Annotated in this window: 19 protein-coding genes and 1 pseudogene; 7 read left to right on the top strand and 13 right to left on the bottom strand. The window is 70.5% G+C overall.

The genetic code is table 11. The features are described from left to right. Window positions 1-7: 7 nt before the first annotated feature. The 3 genes from FAF44_RS13760 to FAF44_RS13750 form a co-directional block, all read right to left on the bottom strand. Entirely contained in the window at window positions 8-1,135 is a 1,128-nt protein-coding gene (locus FAF44_RS13760) for a hypothetical protein (protein WP_237103565.1), read from the bottom strand. 608 nt (window positions 1,136-1,743) lie between these two features. Beyond that, window positions 1,744-2,220: a DoxX family protein gene (locus tag FAF44_RS13755; RefSeq protein ID WP_237103511.1), complete on the bottom strand. Its 477-nt coding sequence runs from the start codon at window positions 2,218-2,220 to the stop codon at window positions 1,744-1,746. A gap of 105 nt (window positions 2,221-2,325) precedes the next feature. Then, window positions 2,326-2,934, bottom strand: coding sequence for a TetR/AcrR family transcriptional regulator (locus FAF44_RS13750; RefSeq protein WP_237103510.1), 609 nt, complete (start codon window positions 2,932-2,934; stop codon window positions 2,326-2,328). A 142-nt stretch (window positions 2,935-3,076) separates the two neighbouring features. On the opposite strand from FAF44_RS13750, the gene FAF44_RS13745 reads away from it, so the two are divergent. Beyond that, window positions 3,077-3,703 carry a hypothetical protein gene (locus tag FAF44_RS13745; RefSeq protein WP_237103509.1) on the top strand — a complete coding sequence of 209 codons (627 nt, stop codon included), beginning with the start codon at window positions 3,077-3,079 and terminating at the stop codon, window positions 3,701-3,703. Window positions 3,704-3,713: 10 nt separating this feature from the next. Beyond that, a complete protein-coding gene (gene lgt / locus FAF44_RS13740) occupies window positions 3,714-4,610 on the top strand; it encodes a prolipoprotein diacylglyceryl transferase (RefSeq protein ID WP_237103508.1) in 897 nt (298 codons plus the stop codon). A gap of 85 nt (window positions 4,611-4,695) precedes the next feature. Here the strand turns inward: lgt and FAF44_RS13735 are convergent, their stop codons facing one another. Continuing rightward, the gene (locus FAF44_RS13735; protein ID WP_237103507.1) at window positions 4,696-5,946 is read right to left on the bottom strand and encodes an MFS transporter; all 1,251 of its coding nucleotides are present in this window, start codon (window positions 5,944-5,946) and stop codon (window positions 4,696-4,698) included. 83 nt (window positions 5,947-6,029) lie between these two features. Between FAF44_RS13735 and FAF44_RS13730 the strand changes: the two genes are divergently transcribed. Then, a complete protein-coding gene (locus tag FAF44_RS13730) occupies window positions 6,030-6,356 on the top strand; it encodes a helix-turn-helix transcriptional regulator (RefSeq protein WP_237103506.1) in 327 nt (108 codons plus the stop codon). Window positions 6,357-6,379: 23 nt separating this feature from the next. On the opposite strand, the gene FAF44_RS13725 is transcribed toward FAF44_RS13730, so the two are convergent. Next, window positions 6,380-8,557 carry a hypothetical protein gene (locus tag FAF44_RS13725; RefSeq protein ID WP_237103505.1) on the bottom strand — a complete coding sequence of 726 codons (2,178 nt, stop codon included), beginning with the start codon at window positions 8,555-8,557 and terminating at the stop codon, window positions 6,380-6,382. Between the two features lie 114 nt (window positions 8,558-8,671). Next, window positions 8,672-9,538, bottom strand: a complete 867-nt coding sequence (locus FAF44_RS13720; RefSeq protein ID WP_237103504.1) for a sigma-70 family RNA polymerase sigma factor — start codon at window positions 9,536-9,538, stop codon at window positions 8,672-8,674. Between the two features lie 137 nt (window positions 9,539-9,675). Between FAF44_RS13720 and FAF44_RS13715 the strand changes: the two genes are divergently transcribed. Further along, complete coding sequence (locus tag FAF44_RS13715; protein ID WP_237103503.1) at window positions 9,676-10,131, top strand: DoxX family protein; 456 nt, start codon at window positions 9,676-9,678, stop codon at window positions 10,129-10,131. 50 nt (window positions 10,132-10,181) lie between these two features. Here FAF44_RS13715 and FAF44_RS13710 read toward each other — a convergent pair whose 3' ends face one another. Both FAF44_RS13710 and FAF44_RS13705 read right to left on the bottom strand, forming a co-directional pair. Beyond that, complete coding sequence (locus FAF44_RS13710) at window positions 10,182-10,934, bottom strand: tyrosine-protein phosphatase (RefSeq protein WP_237103502.1); 753 nt, start codon at window positions 10,932-10,934, stop codon at window positions 10,182-10,184. An 81-nt stretch (window positions 10,935-11,015) separates the two neighbouring features. Beyond that, a complete protein-coding gene (locus FAF44_RS13705) occupies window positions 11,016-12,041 on the bottom strand; it encodes an aldo/keto reductase (RefSeq protein WP_237103501.1) in 1,026 nt (341 codons plus the stop codon). Between the two features lie 91 nt (window positions 12,042-12,132). Here FAF44_RS13705 and FAF44_RS13700 point away from each other — a divergent pair, with 91 nt between their 5' ends. Beyond that, window positions 12,133-12,687 (top strand): TetR/AcrR family transcriptional regulator, encoded by a 555-nt coding sequence (locus tag FAF44_RS13700; protein WP_237103500.1) that lies wholly within the window; start codon window positions 12,133-12,135, stop codon window positions 12,685-12,687. Between the two features lie 290 nt (window positions 12,688-12,977). Here the strand turns inward: FAF44_RS13700 and FAF44_RS13695 are convergent. Then, window positions 12,978-13,815: pseudogene (locus FAF44_RS13695) on the bottom strand (aconitase family protein); the annotation flags it as partial. A 690-nt stretch (window positions 13,816-14,505) separates the two neighbouring features. Here FAF44_RS13695 and FAF44_RS13690 point away from each other — a divergent pair. Continuing rightward, a complete protein-coding gene (locus tag FAF44_RS13690) occupies window positions 14,506-15,219 on the top strand; it encodes an FCD domain-containing protein (RefSeq protein ID WP_237103499.1) in 714 nt (237 codons plus the stop codon). 13 nt (window positions 15,220-15,232) lie between these two features. Here FAF44_RS13690 and FAF44_RS13685 read toward each other — a convergent pair whose 3' ends face one another. From FAF44_RS13685 to FAF44_RS13675, 3 genes are all read right to left on the bottom strand, one after another. After that, window positions 15,233-15,835 carry a hypothetical protein gene (locus FAF44_RS13685; protein ID WP_237103498.1) on the bottom strand — a complete coding sequence of 201 codons (603 nt, stop codon included), beginning with the start codon at window positions 15,833-15,835 and terminating at the stop codon, window positions 15,233-15,235. Window positions 15,836-16,076: 241 nt separating this feature from the next. Next, window positions 16,077-18,011, bottom strand: coding sequence for a serine/threonine-protein kinase (locus tag FAF44_RS13680; protein ID WP_237103497.1), 1,935 nt, complete (start codon window positions 18,009-18,011; stop codon window positions 16,077-16,079). Between the two features lie 235 nt (window positions 18,012-18,246). Continuing rightward, the gene (locus FAF44_RS13675) at window positions 18,247-18,933 is read right to left on the bottom strand and encodes a FadR/GntR family transcriptional regulator (RefSeq protein WP_237103496.1); all 687 of its coding nucleotides are present in this window, start codon (window positions 18,931-18,933) and stop codon (window positions 18,247-18,249) included. A 183-nt stretch (window positions 18,934-19,116) separates the two neighbouring features. Between FAF44_RS13675 and FAF44_RS13670 the strand changes: the two genes are divergently transcribed. Next, the gene (locus FAF44_RS13670; protein WP_237103495.1) at window positions 19,117-20,049 is read left to right on the top strand and encodes a dihydrodipicolinate synthase family protein; all 933 of its coding nucleotides are present in this window, start codon (window positions 19,117-19,119) and stop codon (window positions 20,047-20,049) included. 72 nt (window positions 20,050-20,121) lie between these two features. Here FAF44_RS13670 and FAF44_RS13665 read toward each other — a convergent pair whose 3' ends face one another. Continuing rightward, window positions 20,122-22,008, bottom strand: a complete 1,887-nt coding sequence (locus tag FAF44_RS13665; RefSeq protein WP_237103494.1) for a sialidase family protein — start codon at window positions 22,006-22,008, stop codon at window positions 20,122-20,124. Window positions 22,009-22,079 lie beyond the last annotated feature (71 nt).

Raw genomic sequence — 22,079 nt, 5'->3', positions numbered from 1 at the left:
TCGCTCGTCAGATGTCATTGTCGTACTCCAGCCTTACGACCTTCAGCCCGGTGCTGTCCTCGGTTGTCAGTTTTCCGACGCCGTCGTCGCCTCGAACCAGCAGGTCATTCACGCGAAGAAACCCGTGAAATTCCATGTGCTTCCCGCCGAGAGCCAGGTAGGTTTCACCGTCTTCTCCGTTCGTGACCAGCAGAGCCCCTCCGATGTCCACGTTCCCTCTGACGCTCAGGTAGTTGGTTGACCCATCGATCGGGTAGTTGCCGATGGTCATTCTGTTCGCGACCTCCAGCAGCCCGCTCACATCGAGCCCGGCCTTGGCGGTGATATCTCCGGTGCTGGTCAATCCGCTAAGAGTCGGATTGTTGATGGTGACCGTGATGGTGACGTATCGGTCGACCGTCTCGAAACCGGTGGCGTTCTTCTTGGACGCTTTCAACGTGAAGGTGGTGTCGTTGGCGATCGCGCTCGTGATGAGGTGAGAGGTGGCGGAGGGGGTGTCCGGGTTGAGGATCGTGCCGTCGCCGTCGTACAGGAAGTAGGAGTCGCCGTTGCTCTCCCAGGTGAGGTAGATCTCGTCGCCGGCGTTGAATTTGGTCTTGGGTATGGTCGGCTCGCTTGGGGCGGTGGCCAGGAAGTTGCGCAGGAAGAAGACGGGCTCCGCGGTGTCCCAGGTCAATTCCTGCGTCTCCTTGCGGGTGTAGTGGCCGCTGGTCGTGCCGGAGTCCTCGGTGACCAGGCAGGTGAGGACGCTGCCGGGAGTGGCGGCGAGGTTGCCGGTGATGGTGATTTTCAGCGGTTCGTCGATGAGGTCGAACCCGGGTATGGGCGGGGCGTTGAAGGGGAAGTGGTAGTAGTTCGCGTCGGAGGCGAGGCCGAGTGCCCGCCCGGTCTTCACCTGGGCGGGCGCCGGGCTCCACTTGCCGGCGATCGAGGACTGCGGGTTCTCGGTGAAGTACGCGCCTCCGTCGCCCGGTTCGCTGATCGGAACGGCGACGTCGATCTTGTCGCAGTAGATGTTCTGGCCGGCCGGGCTGGAGATGGTGATGTCGATGGTGTTGGCGGCGGGGTTGTCGGGGCTGCCTGCCTGGAGGGGAGCGGTGCTGGCGCTGTAGTGCAGCAGGGGGGCATCGGGCATCGGTAAGGGCCTCCTGGCGGTGACGGGGATTCTTGCTCTGCTGGTTCTGCCCGGACCCAGTTTCACCTGGGCGGACCCCTTTCGGGAACGTGCCAAGCATGCCGCGCAACTGCTCGGGCGGTAGGGCGTCCGCGGCGCTCGGCACCGGCTGGTTGGCTGGACCAAGGACTTCCGGAAGTACGGCTGCACGGATCGCTCAGGATCGGACGACAAATTTGAATTTCACCACAGCGGGAAAACGTTCCCGACCGGCCGGGTGTTTCTTAGCGAAAACGAGCGGATCTTCCCCCGTGTGGATATCCAAGAGGCACCCCCAGCCCCGTCGACACCAAGATCAATCTGCTGTCAGTCGCATACTCTCGCGCATCACACGCGCACGCAATACGGGTAAGCCAGCTTTTTTGTGAGACGTAGCCACCCTCGGGGATGGCCGGGCTGAACGACAGAGATCCGCGTCTACCTCAGAGACCGGCTCAACCAGGCGGTTCGCCGGCCCGGCATGTTCGGCGGCGAACTGGGCCTGCGCCTCGTGTTCGATCACCTGGCCTACGCGCTGCAAGCGCGGGGCGCCTGCACGCCGGAAGGAAGCAGACGTCGTGTTCGCGAGACTACGCGAAACCAGGGTCGGGTCGATGCGTCAGCAGCCTTCTGTCGGTCGGCCTGAAGTGCCATGACGCCGCCGTGAAAACGAGCAGGAAGAGTGCCGGAAGCAATTGATACCAGGGGTCGCCCGACGCGATATGCGAGAACATCCCGCCGGTGAGAAGGAAGATCAGCCCGGCATACGCCCACTCCTTGAGCAGCGGATACCTGGGGATGACGATCGCCACCGCACCCAGGATCTTCCAGATGCCCAGCATCGTCAGAATGTAAACAGGGTAGCCCAGCTCCACGATTCCCCAGGCGTAGGGCGGCGCCAATGCCCCCTCGCCTTCGGTTCGCAACAATTGCTGAATCCCGGAACCGACCAACCCCGATGCGAGCATAAGGGTGGAAGCCCAATAAATGATCTTCCGGCTGCGTGCCATGCCGTTTCGCTCCTTGCCGAGTGACGCTGTCGCCTGCTTTTGCGGCGTGCTCGTCACGCTATTGCGAATGGGCGGCCGGCGCTTCTCGATTCCTGATCGCTCCAACCTGACCGATGTCGCACGCCCCGGCAGGGCCAGGCCGTACCGCGCGGGCCGGCGGTTTCAGGCTTGCGTCGGTTCGTTGTAGTCGGTGGTGGCATAGACCCGCAGGAGCCTCTCGACTCCGTGCAGGAAGGTCTCGCAGATCAGCGCCGGGTCGAACAGGCAGCCGGCGGCCATGGCGCCGTCGCGCATCATGACGAAGTGGCGGGCGGCGGGTTCGGCGCCGTCCTCATGGATCTTGGCCAGCAGCGCCGTGACGGTCTCCAGGAACCATTGGCGGTGGCCGAGTACGGCCTGGTGCACCGGGGACGCGGAGTCGGGATACTCGGCGGCGGCGTTGAGGAAGGCGCACCCCCGGAAATCGGGGGACCGGATGCCCTGGGTGATGCCCTCGCTGAGGGCCCGGATGGTGTCGGCGGCCGGTAGCCGGGCGGCGAGGGCTTCGTCGGCCTGACCCCGGATGGCTCGGTCGACCTCGGCCAGGTAGGCGAGGACGAGGTCTTCCTTGCCGGGGAAGTGCCGGTAGAGGGTGGCCCGCGTCACCTTCGCCTCGACGACGATGCGATCGATGCCGACGGCGTGGATGCCCTCCGCGTAGAAGAGCCGGGTGGCCGTGTGGAGCAGCCGGGACCGCGCTTCGGACGGCCGGCCTTCGGACTGGCTGGGCATACGGCCATCGTAGCGGATAGAACGTTCGGTCTTGACAGGCGGCGTCGCCGCTTGCCATGCTCAGCCGAGACAGAACGTTCGGTCTAGCTGGCCATCCCATCCGGGTGGCCGGCCGGCAAGATCATCCATCGAAGGAAGCATCATGAGCGCTATCGCCGTCGGTATCCCCGGGACCGCGTCCACACTGCGGCGGCTGTACTTCGTCCGGTTCGCGTTCGCCATCGTCTGGGCCCTGGCGATGTTCACGACCGCCTCGACCTTGGGTCCGCTCGCGGTCACCCTGCTCGTGCTCTACCCGCTGTTCGACGTGGCCGCCGCCGTCACCGACGCCCGCGCGTCGCGCAGCACCGGATCGCCGGCCCTGCTGTACGTCAACATCGCGGTCAGCCTGATCACCACCGTCGGCGTGGCCATCGCCTGCGCCTCCGGCATCCCGGCGGTGTTGCGCGTGTGGGGCGCCTGGGCGGTGGTGGCCGGCCTGGTCCAGCTCATCGTGGGCGTCACCCGTCGCACGATGGGCGGCCAGTGGCCGATGATCATCAGCGGTGGCATCTCCGTACTCGCCGGTGTGTCCTTCATCGTCGGCGCCGCAGCGCCCGACGCGACACTGACCAACGCGGCCGGCTACGCCATCCCCGGCGGCATCTTCTTCCTCATCTCGGCCGTCCGCCTCGGCCGCGCCGCGAAGGGAAACCGGCCGGCAACCGATCGGCCGCAGTACGTTCGCGATCAGGACACGAAGGCGGCCGAGCGGCCTGGCGTTGGCTAGCCTCACCGGCATGCTTCTCGCCTCGATTCCCAGCCCTGCCCAAGGGGTCTGGCATCTCGGGTTCATCCCGATCCGGGCCTACGCACTGTGCTTCATCGTCGCGATCGGCTTCGGCATCTGGTTGAGCGAGCGCCGCTGGCGCGCCCGCGGTGGCGAGAAGGGCGTGATCGGCGACATCGCGGTCCCCGGAGTGGTCTTCGGACTGATCGGGGCTCGCCTCTACCACGTCATCACCGACTGGCAGACCTACTTCGGCCCGCGCGCGATCAAGGAGCCCTACCAGGCGCTGTTCATCTGGGAAGGCGGGCTCAGCATCTGGGGCGCGGTCGCCCTGGGGGGCCTGGGCGTGTGGCTGGCCTGCCGCCGGCGGGGGCTGTCGCTGGGCGCGGTGGCCGACACGGTCGCGCCCGGCATCGCGTTCGGGCAGGCGATCGCCCGCTGGGGCAACTGGTTCAACCAGGAGCTGTACGGCAGCCCGACCACGTTGCCCTGGGGGCTGGAGATCGACCAGGCGCACGGCGGCGAGCCGGGCGTGCTCTACCACCCGACCTTCCTGTACGAGTCCTTGTGGGACGCGGCGCTCGGTTTCGCACTGATCCTGGCCGGCCGGCGGTTCGCCCTGCACCATGGCCGCCTGTTCGCCCTCTACGTCGCCGGCTACACGTTCGGACGGTTCTGGATCGAAGGGCTGCGGATCGACCCGGTCGGCGGCGTGGACCACGCGGTGACGCTCCTGGGACTGCGGATCAACCAGTGGACGTCGATCGTGCTGTTCATCGGCGCGCTGGTCTACTTCTGGGTGACCCGCGACAAGGACACCGAACAGGTCGAGGTGCCGGCCTCAGCACACAGGACCTCGCACGAGGAGAACGGCGGTCAGGTCTCCGGTTCGATCGAGAGCACCTGACGCGGCGAACGCTGTTGTGGCGTCTGTGGCGTCATATGCGGCGATCTCCAGAAATCGCCGACTGCCCCAACGGTGGCCGGTCCGGTCAGTCGATCTCGCTCAGCCCCGGCACCTGCGTCGCCGGCACCCGGGTCGGCTCAAGGCGTCGTCCTCGACGTCCCAGCACCCATTCGACGGCCACGGCGGAGAAGCAGACGAGCGCCGCGAGCACGGAGAAGACGGGGAAGATCGCGGTGCCGCTCCAGACGGTCGCGCCGATGCCCACGAGGAGCGTGGGTGTGATGAGTGCGCCGTAGGCGAGCAGGTAGAACATGGACATGACGGCCCCGCGCCGCTCGGCGGGGATGTGTGCGGTCAGGTGGCGCAGGGAGCCGCCGAAGGCGAGTCCGTAGGCGCCGCCCTGGAGTGCGACGGTGACGATGATGACGACCGCGTCGCCGGTCGCGAAGCCGGCTATCCCGGCCAGCATGAGCACGGCGAGCGCCGTGTCACCGACCAGTGCGACCGTACGGGCCGGGTAGCGGGCGCTGACGACCTGCGCGCAGGCGGCGGAGAGGGTCACGGCCGCGATGACGACGCCGCCGAAGAACGGCCCGTCGACCTGCGCGGCGTGGGAGGCGATCGAGGGTTCGAGCGAGAAACAGACCCCGAGCACGGCCCAGGCGGCGCCGGCGCCGAGCACGGCGAAGGCGAAGCGCCCGCGGATCTCCTTGGGCACCTGCGGACGCGGGATCCCCAGCGGCGCGCCACTGGCCGAGGCGTGCGGCTCGCGCATCACCAGCAGAAGGACGAACAGGACGAAGGCGATGAGCGCGTCGGCGAGATACGGCAGGAGCAAGGGGTGCAAGCCCATCTGGGCGAGGGCCGCGGTGCCGAGTGCGGCGACGGCGATACCGACGTTGAACGCGATGGCGGTGAGTGTCCCGCTGTGGGCCGCACGCTGCGGATTCACGTCCAGCAGGGCGGCCCCGCCGACGACGACGATCGCGCCGATCCCCGCGCCGTTGAGCATCCGCGCCACGACGAGATACCCGGGCCCCGCGGCGAAGGCGAAGACGGCCAGCCCGGCGAGCAGCAGCAGGACGGCGACCAGGAGCACGGGCCGGCGGCCGTACCGGTCGGACAGCGGCCCGGAGACAAGGATCGCGACGACCGCCACGGCCCCGTACGCGGCGAAGATGACGGTGGTCAGGAAAGGGGGATAATCCCACTTCTCGGCGTACAGGGAGTAGAGCGGTGAAGGGATGGCGGAGGTCGCCTGCCCGAGCATGAGGAGGACGAGAAGGGCCGCGTAGCTCCATGGCTGGGGACGGCGGCCCGGGGAGAGTGCCTGCACGAGGACTCCTGGTAAGTTTGATGCCGATCGTACTTCGGTGATGCTAGGGAGAAGTACGATGTTCGTCAAACTTGGAGTGTCTGATGCCGTCCTGGGAGACCCCGCCGGACCAGTTGCCGCCCGTCGCGGCCGTCCAGAAACTGCTGCGTGCCCTCGCGGACCCCGTACGGCTGGAAATGGTGCGCCGGCTGGCGACGCATCCCGCCGGCGAGGCTCCCTGCTCGGATCTCTACGAGGGCCTGAACAAGTCCACCGCGACCCACCACTTCAAGATCCTGGTGGAGGCGGGCATCCTCCACCCGGTCATGGTCGGCCCGTCCCGCGGACACCGTCTCCGCCGCACCGCCCTCCAGCAGGCGGTGCCGGGCCTGCTGGACGCGCTGATGGGGGCCCTGGCGCGAGAGGGCTGAGTCCGGCTCGTTCCGGCAGGCGGCTACCGCGCCGGCGACGTGGTGACGTTCCCGGCGTCGAGCACCGTGGTGACCTTGAGTGCCCAGCCGCGCTCGCGTCCCCCGTTGTCGTCCACCCAGGCGATCACCGGCCGCCCCCGGTCGTCCAGGGTCATGGCCACGCCCCTGCCGGCGCCGTACCGGATGCTGGTCACGGCGGTGGTCTCGCACGTGCCGCCTGAGCAGGCGGCCAGCATGATCAGCCGGGTGCCGGGATCCTGGTAGGCCACCAGCGCCCGCCCGTCCCCGTCCAGTGCCAGGGCGGGCAGCGAGCGCAGGCGCGACGGACCCGCCGGCGCGATCCTGTCGAGCTGAGCGCAGGTCCGGTCACGGCAGTCGAGCAGGCTGATCGAGTCGTCCAGCACGTCCCGGCGGACGATGACCGGCTGCCCGTCCGTTCGCACGGCCATGGACACACTGCCGCGCTTGCGGCTGCGGTAGTCGGCGTCCGCCGTGCGCCTGCCCTGCACGGGCGTCGTCACCAGCGGTGTCGCGCAGGTCGCCTCGGCGCAGGCGATCACGGACATGGCGCCGGTCCTGGAGTCGGCGCGCGCGGCCACCGGCCGGTCGTCCGGGCCGACCACCAGCGTCAGGCTGCGCTCATCGCCGTCCCCGAAGGCCGCGTCCAGGCCGGCGGACATCCTGCGTTCGGGCCGGGAACAGATCGGGTCGTCGCAGAAGGTGAACGAGACCGTCTCCGAATCATCCTCGGACGCGGAGCCGTTGCGGCGCGTCTGCACCACGACCAGGCCGCCGTTCGGACGTACGGCGAGGGCCACGGAGTTGGCCACGGCGTAATCGGTGGGCTCGGAGAGCGGTTCGCCCTCCTGCGGAGCAGCGCACCCGTCCCGGTCGCAGATCAGCAGGCCGAGCCGGACCACGGGGATGCGTCGGGCCGGGTCGTCGGCTTCGAGGTCCCTCCTCCAGACGGCCAGGACCAGGCGCCCGTCGGCCAGCCGGGCGCTGCCCGCCACGGGCCCGACCTGCGAGCGCTCCTTCGCCCACATGAATGTGGTGTCGCGGCAGCCGGAGTCCGCGCACGTGAGCAGGTTGGTCGGGCTCTCCGTGCTGTCCATGAGCATGGTCAGCGTCCGGTCCGTGCCGGAGTACAGGGCACGCAGGTCGACGTAGGTGGGTGAGGCGGTGCGACCGCCGCCGCCCGGGGCTTGCGACCCTCGCGTCCATGCCCCGGTCACGTTCGTCTCCGCCACCTCCACCCAGCCGAGCGGGTTGACCAGGACGACGCCGCCGTACAGGAGACCTGGCAGCGTCAGAGCCGCGAGCACCCGTACGGGCCTGGCGGGAGTGGGCGGCGCGTCCGGGAGCAGCCGCACGATCGCCTCGAACGCCGCTTCCCCTTCCGCCTCGGACACCAGGAGCAGGAACATCCTGACCACCACGACCGCCTGGAAGGCGCCGACCAGCACGCTCACCACGGCGAACACCACACCGGTGACGGCCGCCGCGATCGAGTCGGGCAGCAGCGGCGGGAGCAGGTCCGGCCCCTGCCAGGCCAGCGCGGGCAGCCCCAGCACCCCGACGAGCAGCGTGACCCCGACGTACGCCGGCCTGCCGCCGGCCAGGCGATGGCCGCGGCCGAGCGCCCGCCACCCCGGACGTCCCTCCAGGATCAAGGCGGGGACGGCCAGCAGGCACGGCACCGCGGCCACCGCCAGCACCGCCATGACGAGGATCGACAACCAGTCCTGATGCGTCACCCAGGCGACGCCGAGCCCGGCCGCCCCGATCGCCACCCCTTCGAGCAGCATGAGCGCACCGGCCGCGAGCATGGCCGGCGCGCGCCGCAGCGCGGTCCGCAACGCGACGGACGGGGGCACGGCACGTCCGAGCATCGGCCCCGCCGCCATGAGCACCGTCGCGGGCAACACCACGGCCTGCGAGAGGATCCAGACGACCAGCAGCGCCACCGTCCAGCCCACCGACGGCCCCGGGAGCGGGGTCAGCAGCGCGAACTCGCCGTTGACCAGGGTGCCCGCATCACCGGCCAACGGGACGGCCGCCAGGAGCACCACGACGGCCACCGGCAGCGACACCAGGAGGGCGGGCGCCGCCAGCCGCACCGTCTGCCGTGCCGTCCAACGGAAGCTCTGCAGCAGCACGCTGGTACGCCGAACATGACGGACAATGTCAGAGATCGTCACCACGGAGATTCTGCCACCGGCGATCTTCGCCCGCGCCGGCTCCCGCCTCCGGCCCGGCACCCGTTCCTGCCGGTCGCCGTGCGCTGGTGGGGATCTGTGTTCGGTCGAAGCGGATCACTCGTTGAGCAGCACCAGTTCGAGTGTGCGGAGGTGTTCGGAGTTCGCGATCAGGTCGATCTCGGTGATCCTGCCGGCGGAGGTCGTGAAGGTGAAGGCCACGCGTGGCCGGTCGGCCTGGGTCCACAACGCGCCGGGGACCCCGTCGATCAGTGCCAGGCGTGCGTGGACGGCGCGGCCGGAGAGGGTGTCGGCGATCGCCGAGGCGCCATGGACCAGCCCGGAGGCGCCCATGACCGTGGCGGCGCGGTCGGCGCGGAGCACGGCGTCCGGGTGCAGTATCTCGAGCAACGCGTTGAAGTCGCCGCGCCGCGAAGCGGCGAGAAACGCACGGACGATCTCCCGCTGCCGGCCCAGGTCGGTGTCGGGGGACGGCGCCGCCCCCTGGACGCGGCGGCGGGCTCGGCTGGCGAGTTTCCTGGCCGCGGCCGGCGTCCGGTCGACGATGGGGGCGATCTCCTCGAACGGCACGGCGAACATGTCGTGCAGCACGAAGGCCAGGCGCTCGTTGGGCGGCAACGTGTCCAGCACCACCAGCAGGGCAAGGCCGACCGAGTCGGACAGGATCGCCTGGTGCTCGGGGTCGTCGCCGTGTTCGGCCAGGTGCGGCACGGGTGCGTCCAGGGGATCCTCGCTCCGGGCGGTGCGTGAGCGCAGCATGGTCAGCGCCACGCGGGCGACGACGGTGGTGAGCCACCCGCGCAGGTTCTCCACCTCGCTGCTGTAGGACCGGTTGAGCCTGAGCCAGGCTTCCTGGACGGCGTCGTCGGCCTCGGCGGCCGAGCCGAGGATCTGGTGGGCCACCGCGCGCAGATGCCCGCGGTGCTCCTCGAATCGGTCGGTCAGCAGATCGTGTTCGCTCATCGGTCACATTCCTCCGTCGCGGCAAGTCATTGTCTATGACTCGCGAAACGTCGCGGGTGTGACGAGCGGCAGGACGACCATGCCCGGCGTTCATGCAGCGGTTCGAGCGCACCCGTTTCTCCATCGGAGGAAGCATCATGTCCGCACGTATCCCGCAATGGCTGCGCACTGCCCTCTACTGGGTCCTGGCCGCGGAGTTCTTCGTCGGTTTCGCCACCAAGTTCTGGCCGGGGCCGACGTTCTTCGGGCCGGCGTATTCGGTGAAATTCGTCGATTGGGGGTTTCCCGCCTGGTTCAGGTTCGTCGCCGGGGCCATCGAGCTGATCTGCGCGATCTTGCTGGTCATCCCTGACAAACGGTTCAGATTCCTCGGTGCCACCAGTCTGGTCTTCCTCCTCACCGCCGCGGTGACCACGCACCTCATCGATGACGCGCCCCTGTACGAAGAGGTCTCGGCCCCCGTCCACCTGGTGATCACGGCCATGGTCGCGCTGGCGAACTGGCCGGCCCACTGGAAGGACCTCATCCGCCCGCGGCGGGACGCCCGCGCCGTACCGGCCGGCGCACGAGGCGTGGAACACAGCACCCCATGATCCGCGCCACCGTTCGGTAGCCGAGGCGCACCAGCCGCGAGCGCAAGGGGTCACACCCGCACAAGACGCTCGCGAACGGCTTGGAGGTCCGGCGCGATGAGCCCCGCCGCCCGCAGGTGGTCTTCCACATCGAGTCCGTCCAAGGCGTCGAGCAGGGCAGCCCGGACGGTGGTGTTCCTGCGCGTCAGGATGTCCTGGATGCCGTCCGTCTGGTCGTCGATCCCCAGGGCGGCGAACAGCCGGGGCAGGCGCGGGGTGCTCAGTGCGTAGTCGGCGGCGATGTCGTCCGGTCCGACTCCGGCCAGGGCGAGCAGCAGCATGGCGACCAGCCCGGTGCGGTCGCGGCCGAGGCCGCAGTGGATGAGGACGCCGCCAGGCTGGGCCCGGGCGACGGCGGCGACGGCGGCGACACACTGCTGCGCCTTGCGCTCGAGGAAGAGCCGGTAGTAGAGCGGCGAACCGTCCAGCTCGTTGTCCCACACGTAGGTCCAGAAGTCGGTGTCGTCCGCGTCGTCCAGCGGGACGTGCACCGTGCTCAGGGCTGAGGGGCGCGCCCACCGATCGCCTTGGCGCTCGCTGCGGTTGCGCAGGTCGACGACGGTTTGGATGCCGTACGTGGTGAGCGCCGACCAGCCGGAGGGGGTGAGCCGTTCCGGACTGTCCGAGCGGATGACGGCCCGCCATCGGATCCGTCCGCCGCCGGGCACCGGGATGCCGCCGAGGTCACGGGCGTTGAAGCAGCCATCCCAGTCGAGGTGTCGATCGGCGGGCACCGGCTCGCGCTCGGCATCGATCTCGCTCATGCCTGATCAGATGTGCGCGGCGCCGGATTTGTTCGTGCTCGGGGCGACGCCCCTCCGAGGGAGGACCGTGTCCGACGATGGTCATCCGGCGATGGGACGGGTGAGGTGGAAGAAGGAGCCGTCGAGGGGGCCGAGGTCGAGGCGGGAGACCTCGTCCAGGCGGGCCCGTGCCTGCGCGGGCAGGTCGAGGTCGAACGCGGCCAGGTTCTCGCGCAGTTGCTCCACTGTACGGGGGCCGAGCACGACGGAGGTCACGCCGGGACGGCCCGCCACCCACGCCAGTGCCACCTTCGACGGCGCGATGCCCAGTTCGGCGGCCACCTTGACGACCTGCTCGGCGATGTCCAGGTTGCGGTCATTGAGCAGCGACCCGGCCCAGCGGTTCGCGCCGGGCATGGGCTCGCCGAGCAGCCTGCCCATCCGGCTGTCCGGGTCGGGCGTCTCGCCGTGCCGGTAGCGGCCGGTCAGGACGCCGCCGGCGAGGGTTCCGTAGACGATCGTGCCCATCCCGTGCCGTTCACAGGCCGGCAGGATCTCCGCCTCGATCACGCGCTGGGCCAGGGAGTACTGCGGCTGCAGGCTCACGAACGGGGTTCCGCCCACGCGGGCGGCGGCCCACTGCGCCTCGACGATCTGGGTGGCGCTGAAGTTGGAGCAGCCGAGGTAGCGCACCTTGCCCGCCCGTACGAAGCCGTCGAGTGTGGCCATGGTCTCCTCGATCGGGGTCGCGGGATCCCATTGGTGGCATTGATACAGGTCGATGTAGTCGGTGCCGAGGCGGCGCAGGCTGGCGTCGAGTGCCCTGGTCAGGTGGCGGCGGGACAGGCCGCGTCCCTGCGCGCCCACGGGCATGGCGCCCTTGGTGGCCAGGATGACCTCCTCGCGCCTGCCGCGTACCGCCCGTCCGACGATCTCCTCGGTCTCGCCCCGGTGGTAGAGGTCGGCGGTGTCGATGATGGTGCCGCCCGCCTCCAGGAAGGCGTCGATGACCCGTCCGGCGGCGGCCTCGTCGCCGGCGGCCAGGCCGTGCCCGGTACCGAAGTTCATGGTGCCCAGGCAGGCACGCGAGACGCGCAGGCCGGAGCGGCCCAGGTTCAGGTGGTCCATGGGGGTCCCCTAGAATCGGAATGATCGTTCCGGTTCGACGATACGGAACAGATGTTCCGGTTGTCAATGTGAGACGGGAAGGTGATGGGGGATGATGCGCGCCGACGCGCAACGCAACCGTGCCCGCGTGCTGGAGGCCGCCGAAGTGGTGCTGACCCGCGATGGACTGGACGCGTCCATGCGCGAGATCGCCGAGGTAGCCGGCGTCGGGGTCGGTACGATCTACCGCCAGTTCCCCACGAAGGAGACGCTGTACCAGGCGATCGTCCTCGACCGGATGCGGCGCCTGGCCGACCGGGCCGACGAGCTGGCCACCGCCGACGATCCGGGCACGGCGTTCTTCACGTACTTCACGGCGGTCGTGGAGGACTCGACCGTGAAAAAAGTCCTGGTGGACGCGCTCGCCTCGGTGGGCATCGACGCCAAGGCGGGGGCCCCGGACATCCGAGGGGCGATCGAGGTGCTGCTGGTGCGGGCCCAGGCGACGGGGGCGGTCCGGGGGGACGTGGAGATGGAGGTGCTGCTGGCGTTGCTGAGCGCCACGTGCCTGGCGGCCCAGCACAACACCTGGGACGAAGAGCTCCGCACGCGGACGCTGGCAGTCGTCTTCGACGGCCTCCGGCCCGCCCACGCGCCTTCGGAATAGGCGGGCGGGGAAGCGCATCTTCACCTGTCACGGCTACGGGGAACCCCGGGGACGCCCTTCGGGAGGCGGCACGCCTGCCAGCGTCGAAACTGACGTCGACCGGGACCGGCCCGCCATCCGGGAACGGAGCGGTGGCCGACCGTGCCGCCTTGTGGACGGCGACCGGCGCCCTCCCGGCTCGGCAGCGCGCGGTCGTCGTCCGCGCGAGCACACCCGGCCGCGCCCGCGTCGCCGGGTGAGCGGCGCGGTCACGTGGAGGCCGGGTCCCAGGGGGAGGTGGCCGACCCCGGGACGTCGGCGTAGGCCCGGGTGAACATCTCCGGGCGGATCACCTCGTCGATGACTGCACGCACCTCGCCGGGGCTCGGCCACGGCTCGCGCAGGTGAACGGGACGCCCCTCGGCGTCGGTGCCGAGGGGTTCGGTGGTGAGGTCCACGTCCATGGTGCCGGCCAGGGCGTAGGCGACCACGAGCGGCGGGGAGGCGAGGTAGTTGGAGCGGACTTCGGGCTGGATGCGGCCTTCGAGGTTGCGGTTGCCCGACAGGACGGCGGCCACGTCCACGTCCGTGCTCGGCGGCCTTCTTGGCGAGCAGGCCGGCGGCGATCATGACGGACGGGTTGGAGGTGTTGGTGCAGGAGGTGACGGCGGCGACGGCGCCGTGCCCGATCTCCTCGCCGCCGGCCAGCCGCGCGCGTGCCGGCGGGTGGCCGGCAGCCCGGAACGCCGCCTTCACCCCCTCCAGGGCGATCCGGTCCTGCGGCCTGCGCGGACCCGCCAGGGACGGGACGATGCCGGCCAGGTCGAGGTCGAGGTCGGCGGCGTAGACGGGCGGCGCGGCGGTGGAGCCGAACTCGGGGCTCATGTTGGAGAGGGTCACTCGGTCGCTGACCGGCAGCGCGGTGACGCCCGGCCCGTGGAACTCCGCGATCTTGCCGACGACCCCGTGCGCGCGCAGCCGTTCGGTGAGCGTCAGCACGAGGTCGGTCGCGGTGGCGGCGACGGGCAGGTCGCCGTGCAGGCGCACGCCGATCACGTCGGGGACGAGGATGGAGACTGACTGCCCGAGCAGCGCGGCCTCGGCCTCGATGCCGCCGATGCCGCCGATGCCGCAGCCGACTATGCCGAGCACACCACATCCACCGCGCCCGCCGACCATCGGACGCGCCGCCGTTACACCGTGCCCAACGTCATCTCAGGGGAGGTCTGCGACTGCATGGGCCTGTACTCCGCCAGGCCCACGTTGCGGACGAGATTGCGAGTACGGTGGTGTTTCCAGCAGCCCCACCCACAGCAGCGTTAACGCACGAACCTAACGCTTTGACCGGTTAGGTTTCCCGAGGAACGAGAGGGGAGCGTCCGGCTACCTCCCCTGCAATTGGCACCGCTGTAAACAACAGCGCTCCTATTAGTGCCGTTTGTAGTGAAACCACCGATTTCGGCGCTGTAGCAGACCTCGTCGTTGGGGTTGATCAGTACGTCTTGGACTCCGCCGGGGGTGGTGAACTCGAAAATGCCGGAAGCGGCGCGGGCTGGGAGACTCACGCCCAGCGTGAGTACCGCACCAGCGGCCAGACCACCGAACGCCGCAAGCATTCGCCTGCCCATTGAAATCACTCCTCGTGTTGATAACATTGCTCATGGTAAGCGCTTGATGCCTGGATCCGCCTCAGCCGCTCCGGCGACCATCCCCTTTCACAGTTCCCGCTCTCGCCCTTCATGTCACTGATGCGGCCTCGGCCGGTCCCGGCGCACCGGCCGGACGACCCCGGCGACCGCCACCCGCCGCACACGCCACCGCCCAAGTCAGTAAGCAGCCGTGAAGACGCCAGCCGAACTCGCTCACACTCGCCCTACGGGTGGCCTCCGGCCATTCCGCCGGCCTCTCCGCTCTGCCCCAGACAGCCGGGGTGAAGTCATCACGGGAGGGCAGCTTGGTGGGCAAAGCCTGACAACTCAGGGGAAACGGAGCACTACGCGACGCGCCAGTGGCCGTCCGGACTACCGCACATGCCCGAGAAGCAGCGAACTCCAGAAGCTCAAGGCAGCGCCCGTTGTCCAACGGTCCGTCATCCGTGCCGCCCACGAAGGGCTCAGGCCGCTCCCCGGCAACCCCGCCTACGAACAACTCGTCGCCCACCGCACCTTCCACGCCGCGCTCTACGCGGCCTCGCACAACGACCTGCTCATCCAGACCCTCGACGGCCTGTGGGACAAGTCCGACCGCTACCGCCGCCTCGCCCTGGAGGTCGAACGCGACCAGGCCGCCCGCGACCGCAAGGCCGCCGAACACGAAGCCCTGCTGGACCACGTGATCGCGGGCGACGCGGACTCGGCCGCGGCCGCGATGCGCGAACACATCGACACCAGCCTGGGAGCCCAGGCCGCCTGGCGCCTGCGCAGGCACCATGCCGACGAGCATGGAGGTCGGCATCAGGGTCCATGGCGCGTGCGGACGACTCGTGCGTGTGCGACGCCCGGAGCGCAGGAGCCGGCGCTCCCGGAGCCGGGCACGGACTGCCCCGCCGGATGATCGACGGCAACTCTCACAAGAGGCGTAGCGGCTGGGCGAGGGGATCCCACATCACGGCAACGAGCCCGCCATACCGCTCGGCCAGCCTGTGGCGCAGATTTTGGTCAAAGGTGTTCGTCTCGACGACGACCCGGTTGGTCTCCGCGTCGATTCCCGCGCCGAGAGCTGCGGGTTCGTCAAGCAGTCCGTCTTCATGCAACGCCCGGTTCAGCGCCGCTTGACTGTTCGCGACCTGCCGCACCTCCGGCACGATGTCGTACCTGACCTGTCTCCCCTCGTCCCAGTACACCCCCGAGAGCACCGGAGCAGCCAGCGCGCGTCCGCGCGCCGTGACGTAAGGGGCGACGAGCCGGTACGGTCCGCCGTGGGCGATGTAAGGGGGAGCGAGATCGTCCGGATACGCCTCGGCCCGTTGCTCCGCGAGCATCTGCGCCCGGTTGAAGGGCTCGATGCCCTCGTACGACCGGAGCATCACGGGTGAGACAGGCTCGTAGTACACCTCGACCGCGTCGGCGGTAGCCGGCTGGACGACCACCCGCAGCTCACCGGGCAGGAACAGGGGCGCCGCCGTGACGGCGTAGACCACCAGCAGCACAAAGATCATCTTTAATCGCATGGACGCAGAGTGTACGAGGGAACAGCGCCGCCGTTGCTGCTGTTGCGCAGTGGCCGGGAAACGTCTGGCACGACCACGATCGACGTGGCTTTCGGAGATGTCTCGGCGGTAAGCCTGCCCGTGTCGATGGATGGCCTCACGATCGAGCAGCCGGTCGCGGTCTGCAGGAACGGGATAAATGGGGCATCATCCCGCCGGGGTGAAAATCCGATGCCCGGAGTCACGTTCCAGGCCGGTGCGATCAAGCCGGATACGGCGGTCCGAGGCTCCATACCCGGATCCGGCCGTCGTCACCGGCGGAGACCGCCACCGTGCGGCCGTCCAGCGGCCCGATCGCCACCGACTCGATCAGGCCCCGGTGGCCGAGGAACGCGGTGCCGACGGGTGCGCCGGTGGCCAGGTCCCAGACCCGTACGGTCCCGTCCCGGTAGCCGCCGGACACCACCACGGCGCGGCCGTCGCCCAGTTCGCCCGCGGCCAGGCCCAGGGCCCAGCTCCGGTGGCCCGTGAACGGCTCGCCGATCGGCGCGGCGCTCGCCAGGTCCCAGATCCGTACCGTGTGGTCGCCGTCGCCGCCGCCCGAGATCGCCACCGGACGGTCGCCGAGCCGCCCCACCGCCACCGACTCGACCGGCCCGCGGTGGCCCTTGGGGCGCTCGGCCACTCGGGCGCCGGTGGCCAGGTCGGAGACGAAGATCCCGCCATGGTGGTCACCGGACACCACGACCGGGCGGCCGTCGAGCTGTCCCATCGCGACCGCCAGGACCCACGCCGGACGGGCCGCGAACGGCTTGCCGATCGGCGCGCCGGTCGTCAGGTCCCACGCGCGTACCGTGCCGTCCTGGCTGCCGGACACCGCCACGGGACGCTCGCCCAGCCGGCCGACGGCCACCGACTCCACCGAGCCTCGGTGTCCCGTGAAAGGTTCGAGGAGCGGTGTGCCGGCCGACAGGTCCCACAGGCGGGCCGTGCCGTCGCGGCCTGCGGAGACCGCGACGGGGCCGCCGCGTGACAGGCCCGTCGCCACCGACCAGACCGGCCCTCGGTGACCCTTCAGCGTCGCGCCCACGGGAGCGCCCGTGGCCAGGTCCGCCATGACGACGGTGCCGTCGTAGCCGCCGCTGACCACGACCGGGCGGCCGTTCACCTGGCTCAGCGCCACCGACAGGACCCACTTCTGGGGGCCCGCGACCGGCTCGCGGACCAGACGCCCGAACGGGGTCCCGGCCTCGGAGGAGAGGAGGTTCGTCAGCCCGTACACCGCGGGCGCCACGGCGACGGCCGCCCCCGCCGCGAGCGCCCGCACCAGACGGCGGCGGCCCACGGTCGCCCGGGGGCCGGGCAGGGGTCGTTCCTGGGTGAGGGCGGTCAGCAGGTCGGCGACGGTGGGCCGGGAGTCGGGGTCCTTGGCCAGGCAGGCGGCCAGCAGCGGGCGGAGGTGGCCGGGCACGCTCGTCAGGTCGGGCTCGCGGGTCATGATCGCGTTCAGGACGACCGCCGTGACCGTGCCGGGGAAGGCCCGGTGGCCGGTGGCGGCGTACACCATGGTCGCGGCCCAGGCGAACACGTCGGAGGCGACGCCGGCCCGGTCGCCGTCGAGCAGTTCGGGCGACAGGTAGGCCGGGGTGCCCACCAGGCCGGAGCCGGTGGTGGACTGTTCGAGCAGGCCGGCGATGCCGAAGTCGATGACCACCGGCCCCTCGGGTCCCATGATCACGTTGCTCGGCTTGAAGTCCCGGTGCACGACGCCGGCCCGGTGGATCGCCTGCAGCGCCGTCAGCGTGGTGATCGCCAGCCGGTCCAGGCCGCCGCCGGTGCGCGGGCCGTCCCCGGCCACGAGCGCGTCCAGGGACGGGCCCTGGACGTACTCGCTGACCACATACGGCCGCCCGTCCGCGATGCCCGCGTCCAGCACGCGCGCGGTGCAGAACGCCGCCACCCGGCGGGCGATCTCGGCCTCGCGCAGGAAGCGCCCCCGGGCCCTGGTGTCGCCGGCCAGGCGAGCGTGCAGCGTCTTGACGGCCACCGGCCGCCCCGTCGAGGTCCGGCCCAGGTAGACCACTCCCTGACCGCCGGCCCCCAGGACGCCGCTCAGCCGGTAGCCCGCGATCCGCCGGGGATCGCCGTCGGCCGACGGGCGCGGTTCGTGCGTGAAGTTCCCCTCGCTCGGGTTCACAGGCGAACGCTACAAGCCCCCGGGAAGGAGCGGAAGCGACGGCCGGTGGCCGGGGAACGGGACGGATCCGGCACGATCACCACCCCGTCGGCCCCGGGACGAGCACGGTGCCGGCGGCGCGGCGCGGCGGACGACGCCGGGCGGTCGGAGGAGCCACCGCCCAGGACCTCGACCGCTGACCGTCGTCGACCCGCACGACACCCCCGCTGGCAGCCACGGCAATGGGGGAGGCGGGTCAGGTCGATGCGGGTTGCGCGCGGGCCTCCGCCCGCGCGATGCGCGCCTTGACGTCGCGGAAGTGCAGTCGCATCGCCTCCCGGGCGGCTTCGGCGTCCCGAGCGCGGAGCGCCGCCACGATCCGGCGATGGTTGACGGCGATCTCCGCGGTGCGCTCCTCCGGCGGGCCGAGCGTCGGCTCGACCTCGTGGTAGACGTCCCAGAACAGGCCGATCAGTTGCAGCACCAGTTCGTTGCCGCACGAGTCGTACAGCAGCGCGTGGAACGCCCGATCGGCTTCCCGGTCCCGGTCCATGCCACTGGCCAGGGCCTCCAACGCGGCGAGGCGGGGGGCGCTGGTGCTCTGCGCCACCTGGCCGATCAGCCCGGTCTCGAGCAGTTCGCGGACCTCGACCAGATCCTGCAGTGCGCGGATGCCGTCCGGGCCCGAACGCACCCGGAAGGCGAACGACGAGGTCAGTGCGTCGAGCGGCGCGCGTCCGACGAACGTCCCGTGACCGTGCCGGATCTCGACGATGCCCAGCGCCTGCAGAGCCCGTACGGCCTCGCGGACGCTGTTGCGGCTCGCGCCGAGCAGTTCCATCAACTGCACCTCGGTCGGCATCGGCGACCCGGCGGCCAGCCCGCGCTCGTGGATCAGGGCGACGATACGCTCCTGAAGCGACGTGCCGTCACCGGTACGCATGTCACCTCCAGGCTCGTCGAAGACCTTGCGTCAAACATCCCACCTCTCGGCGCCGGAAGGCCAGCCGGGGTAGGGAAAGTTTACGCCGCCGACACAGATGCCCCGCCGGGCGGACATGGCTTGTTCGCCTCCACATTTCGGACATAGGATGTCCTACGTGCTATCGATCGAAGGGCGGGCGTCGTGGAGGCGTTGACGGCGGAGACGCTCGGCGGCACCTGGGGCACGGTCCTGCTGCCCGTACGCGACGACGAGTCGATCGACCGGGCCCGCCTCGAAGCGGAGCTGGACGTGCTCGTGGCCATGGGGCTCGACGGCCTGTACGCGCACGGCACCGCGGGCGAGTTCCACACACTCGGCGAGGACGAGTACGACCGCGTCAACGCGCTGCTGGCCGAGCGGTGCGAGCGGCACGGGTTGCCGTACCAGATCGGCGCCGGCCACATGAGCGCGCAGATCTGCCTGTCCCGGGCGGCCCGCGCGCGGGAGTTCCGGCCCGGCGCGATCCAGGTGACGCTGCCGGACTGGTTGCCGCTGTCGCGCGACGCGGTGGTGCGCTTCCTGGCCCGCGTCGCGGCCGAGGCCGACCCGGTGCCGCTCGTGCTGTACAACCCGCCGCACGCCAAGACACAGGTGCCGGCCGCCCTCTATCCGGTGATCCGCCGCGAGGTGCCCGCGGTCGTCGGGATCAAGGTGGCCGGCGGCGACGCGCGGTGGTACGCGGAGATGCGCCGCCACACGACCGGTCTCGCCGTCTTCGTCGCCGGCCACGACCTGGCGACCGGACGGCGGCACGGCGCCGCCGGCTCCTACTCCAACATCGCCGCCCTCAGCCCGGCCGGCGCCATGGCCTGGCAGCGGATGATGCTCGCGCGACCCGACGCCGCGCTCGACGTGGAGCGCCGGATTCACGCGTTCTTCGCCGAGCACGTCCGGCCGCTCCAGCACGACGGGTACGCCAACGCCGCGCTGGACAAGTTCCTGGCCCACCTCGGCGGCTGGGCCGACATCGGCACCCGGGTCCGGTGGCCGTACGACTCGGTGGACGCCGCGCTGGCCGTACGGCTCAGGCCGGTGGTCCGGGCGCACCTGCCTGAGCTCTTCCCGGGAGCGTAGCCAGGACATAGGACGTCCGCCTGCGTCACGTGCGATGGCGCCCGCTCAGCCGGCGGACGCCATCGCCGCAGCTCAGCCGACGCGGTCGAGCGGCAACCGCAGCCCGAGCTGACCGCCGATCGGGAGGTTCCGCGTCCTGATCAGGTCCAGTTCGGCGTCGGTGACGGCGCGCCGGTACACGCGCACCTCGTCGAGCGTGCCGCGGAAGCGGTCCACGCCGTCCATCCGCTGTCCGATGTGGATCCCGTCGAGCCCGAACTCCTTGCCGAGGGTCAGCGAACCGGCCGGCGCCGCCGCCGAGGAGACCTGCACGCCGTCCACCAGGAGCCGGAGCTCGCCGCGTGCCCGCTGGAGCACCACGAAGTGCCACTGCCCGTCGTTGTACGCGCTCGGCGACTGCACGGTCACGTTGTACCGGTCGACGGACAGGACCGCCCTGATCCGGTTGCTCGCCGGTTCGGCCCGCAGCCACAGCGCCGGAGGGTTGGTGCCCCTGTTCACCCGGTGGAACCAGAGGATCGCGTGCGCGCCGGTCTGCTCGGAGTACCGGATCCAGGAGGTCAGCGTGAAGTCCTTCGCGCCGAGGTCGACGGAGTCGCTGAACGGCACCTCCACCCGGTCGTCCACCCGGTCCAGGGCCAGCCCGCCGCCGAAGCGCCCGTCGGTGGTCTGTGCGCCGCCGCGCACGTACGCCTGGTTACGGTTCGGCGAGCTGTCCGGCGTCGTCGGGCCGGGCGCCGGGGGACCGGGGATGCCGGGCGGGGGACCGTTCGGCGTCTCCAGGTACGCCTCGTTGAACCGGGCGAACCGGATCTGCTCGTACGGCGTGATGTCGCCGGCCTCGTACATCAGGGCCGCCTCGTCGCCGTCCAGCCGCACCATGTCCGAGTACGCCGACGGCCCCCAGTGGAAGACCTTGCCCTCATCCCATGTCTCGAAGCTGCGCCCCTCGTCGTAGGACGACCGGATCCCCATCGCCTCCCGGGCGTTCGGGTGCATCGGCGAGGAGAAGAGGAGGCGATCCTCGCCGAACCGCAGCAGCGACGCCTGGACGTCGGTCGTCGCCAGCGCGGGCATGGTGCGGAACGGGGCGTCCCACGTCTCGCCGCCGTCACCGCTGGTCGCGTACGCCCGGCTGCCCTCGTCGGTGCCGCGTTCGCGGGCCGAGGCGTAGATCCGCCCGTCGGTCAGCTCGACGACGGTGACCTCCTGGGCGATGACCGCGCCGTCGTCGCGGGCCGTCTCGGCGCCGATGTTCCAGGTCACCCCGCTGTCGTCGCTGTAGAGCAGGTGGGTGCCGTAGACGTGCGCGCCGACCCGGTCCCAGCTCTCGAAACTCGCCCCGACGACCAGCCGGCCGGCGTGCGGGCCCTGCTTGAGCTGGATGCCGTGCATCGGGCCGGTGGCGTACCAGAAGTTCCACTCCGGACGCTTGCCCTCGGTCATCTCCCTGGCGGCCGACCAGGTCGCCCCGTGGTCGTCGCTGGACTGCACCCAGGGGTCGCGGTCACAGCCGTTCGGGCACGGCTCCGCGCCGTTGTGCGTGCTCACCAGCACGACCCGCCCGGTGCGCTCGTCGACGATGGGCACCGGGTTGCCGTGGGTGGCGCCGTTGCCCTCCGAGACCACCTGCAGCGGCCCCCAGCTCCGTCCGCCGTCGGCGGAACGGCGCAGCACGAGGTCGATGTCCTCGTCGTCGCCGCAGTCCTTCACCCGTCCTTCGGCGAACGCCAGGAGCATGCCGTTCGTGGCCCGCACCACGGCGGGGATCCGGAAGCAGCCGTATCCGAAGTCGCCCTGTTTGTAGAGCACCTGCTCGTCCACGAACGGTGCGGCGGGTTCCGTCGGCGTAGCCGTCGCCGGCGCGCCGAACGCGCTGACGAGTAAGCCGGCAACCACCATGACGGCGCCCGCCCGGCGGCGCCGGGTGCGGCCCTCCGGGGGATGACCATCGTGCATGTCCTCGCCCTTCCTCAGGAGAAGATTACGAGGGACATCCTACGTCCTACGTCGAATGTGAAATAGATGGT

Origin of the sequence: Nonomuraea sp. MG754425, from assembly GCF_021699195.1 — a bacterium.
Taxonomy (GTDB): Bacteria; Actinomycetota; Actinomycetes; order Streptosporangiales; family Streptosporangiaceae; genus Nonomuraea.
Note: the sequence above shows the minus strand (reverse complement) of the source record. Positions and strands in the feature narration are given on the sequence as shown.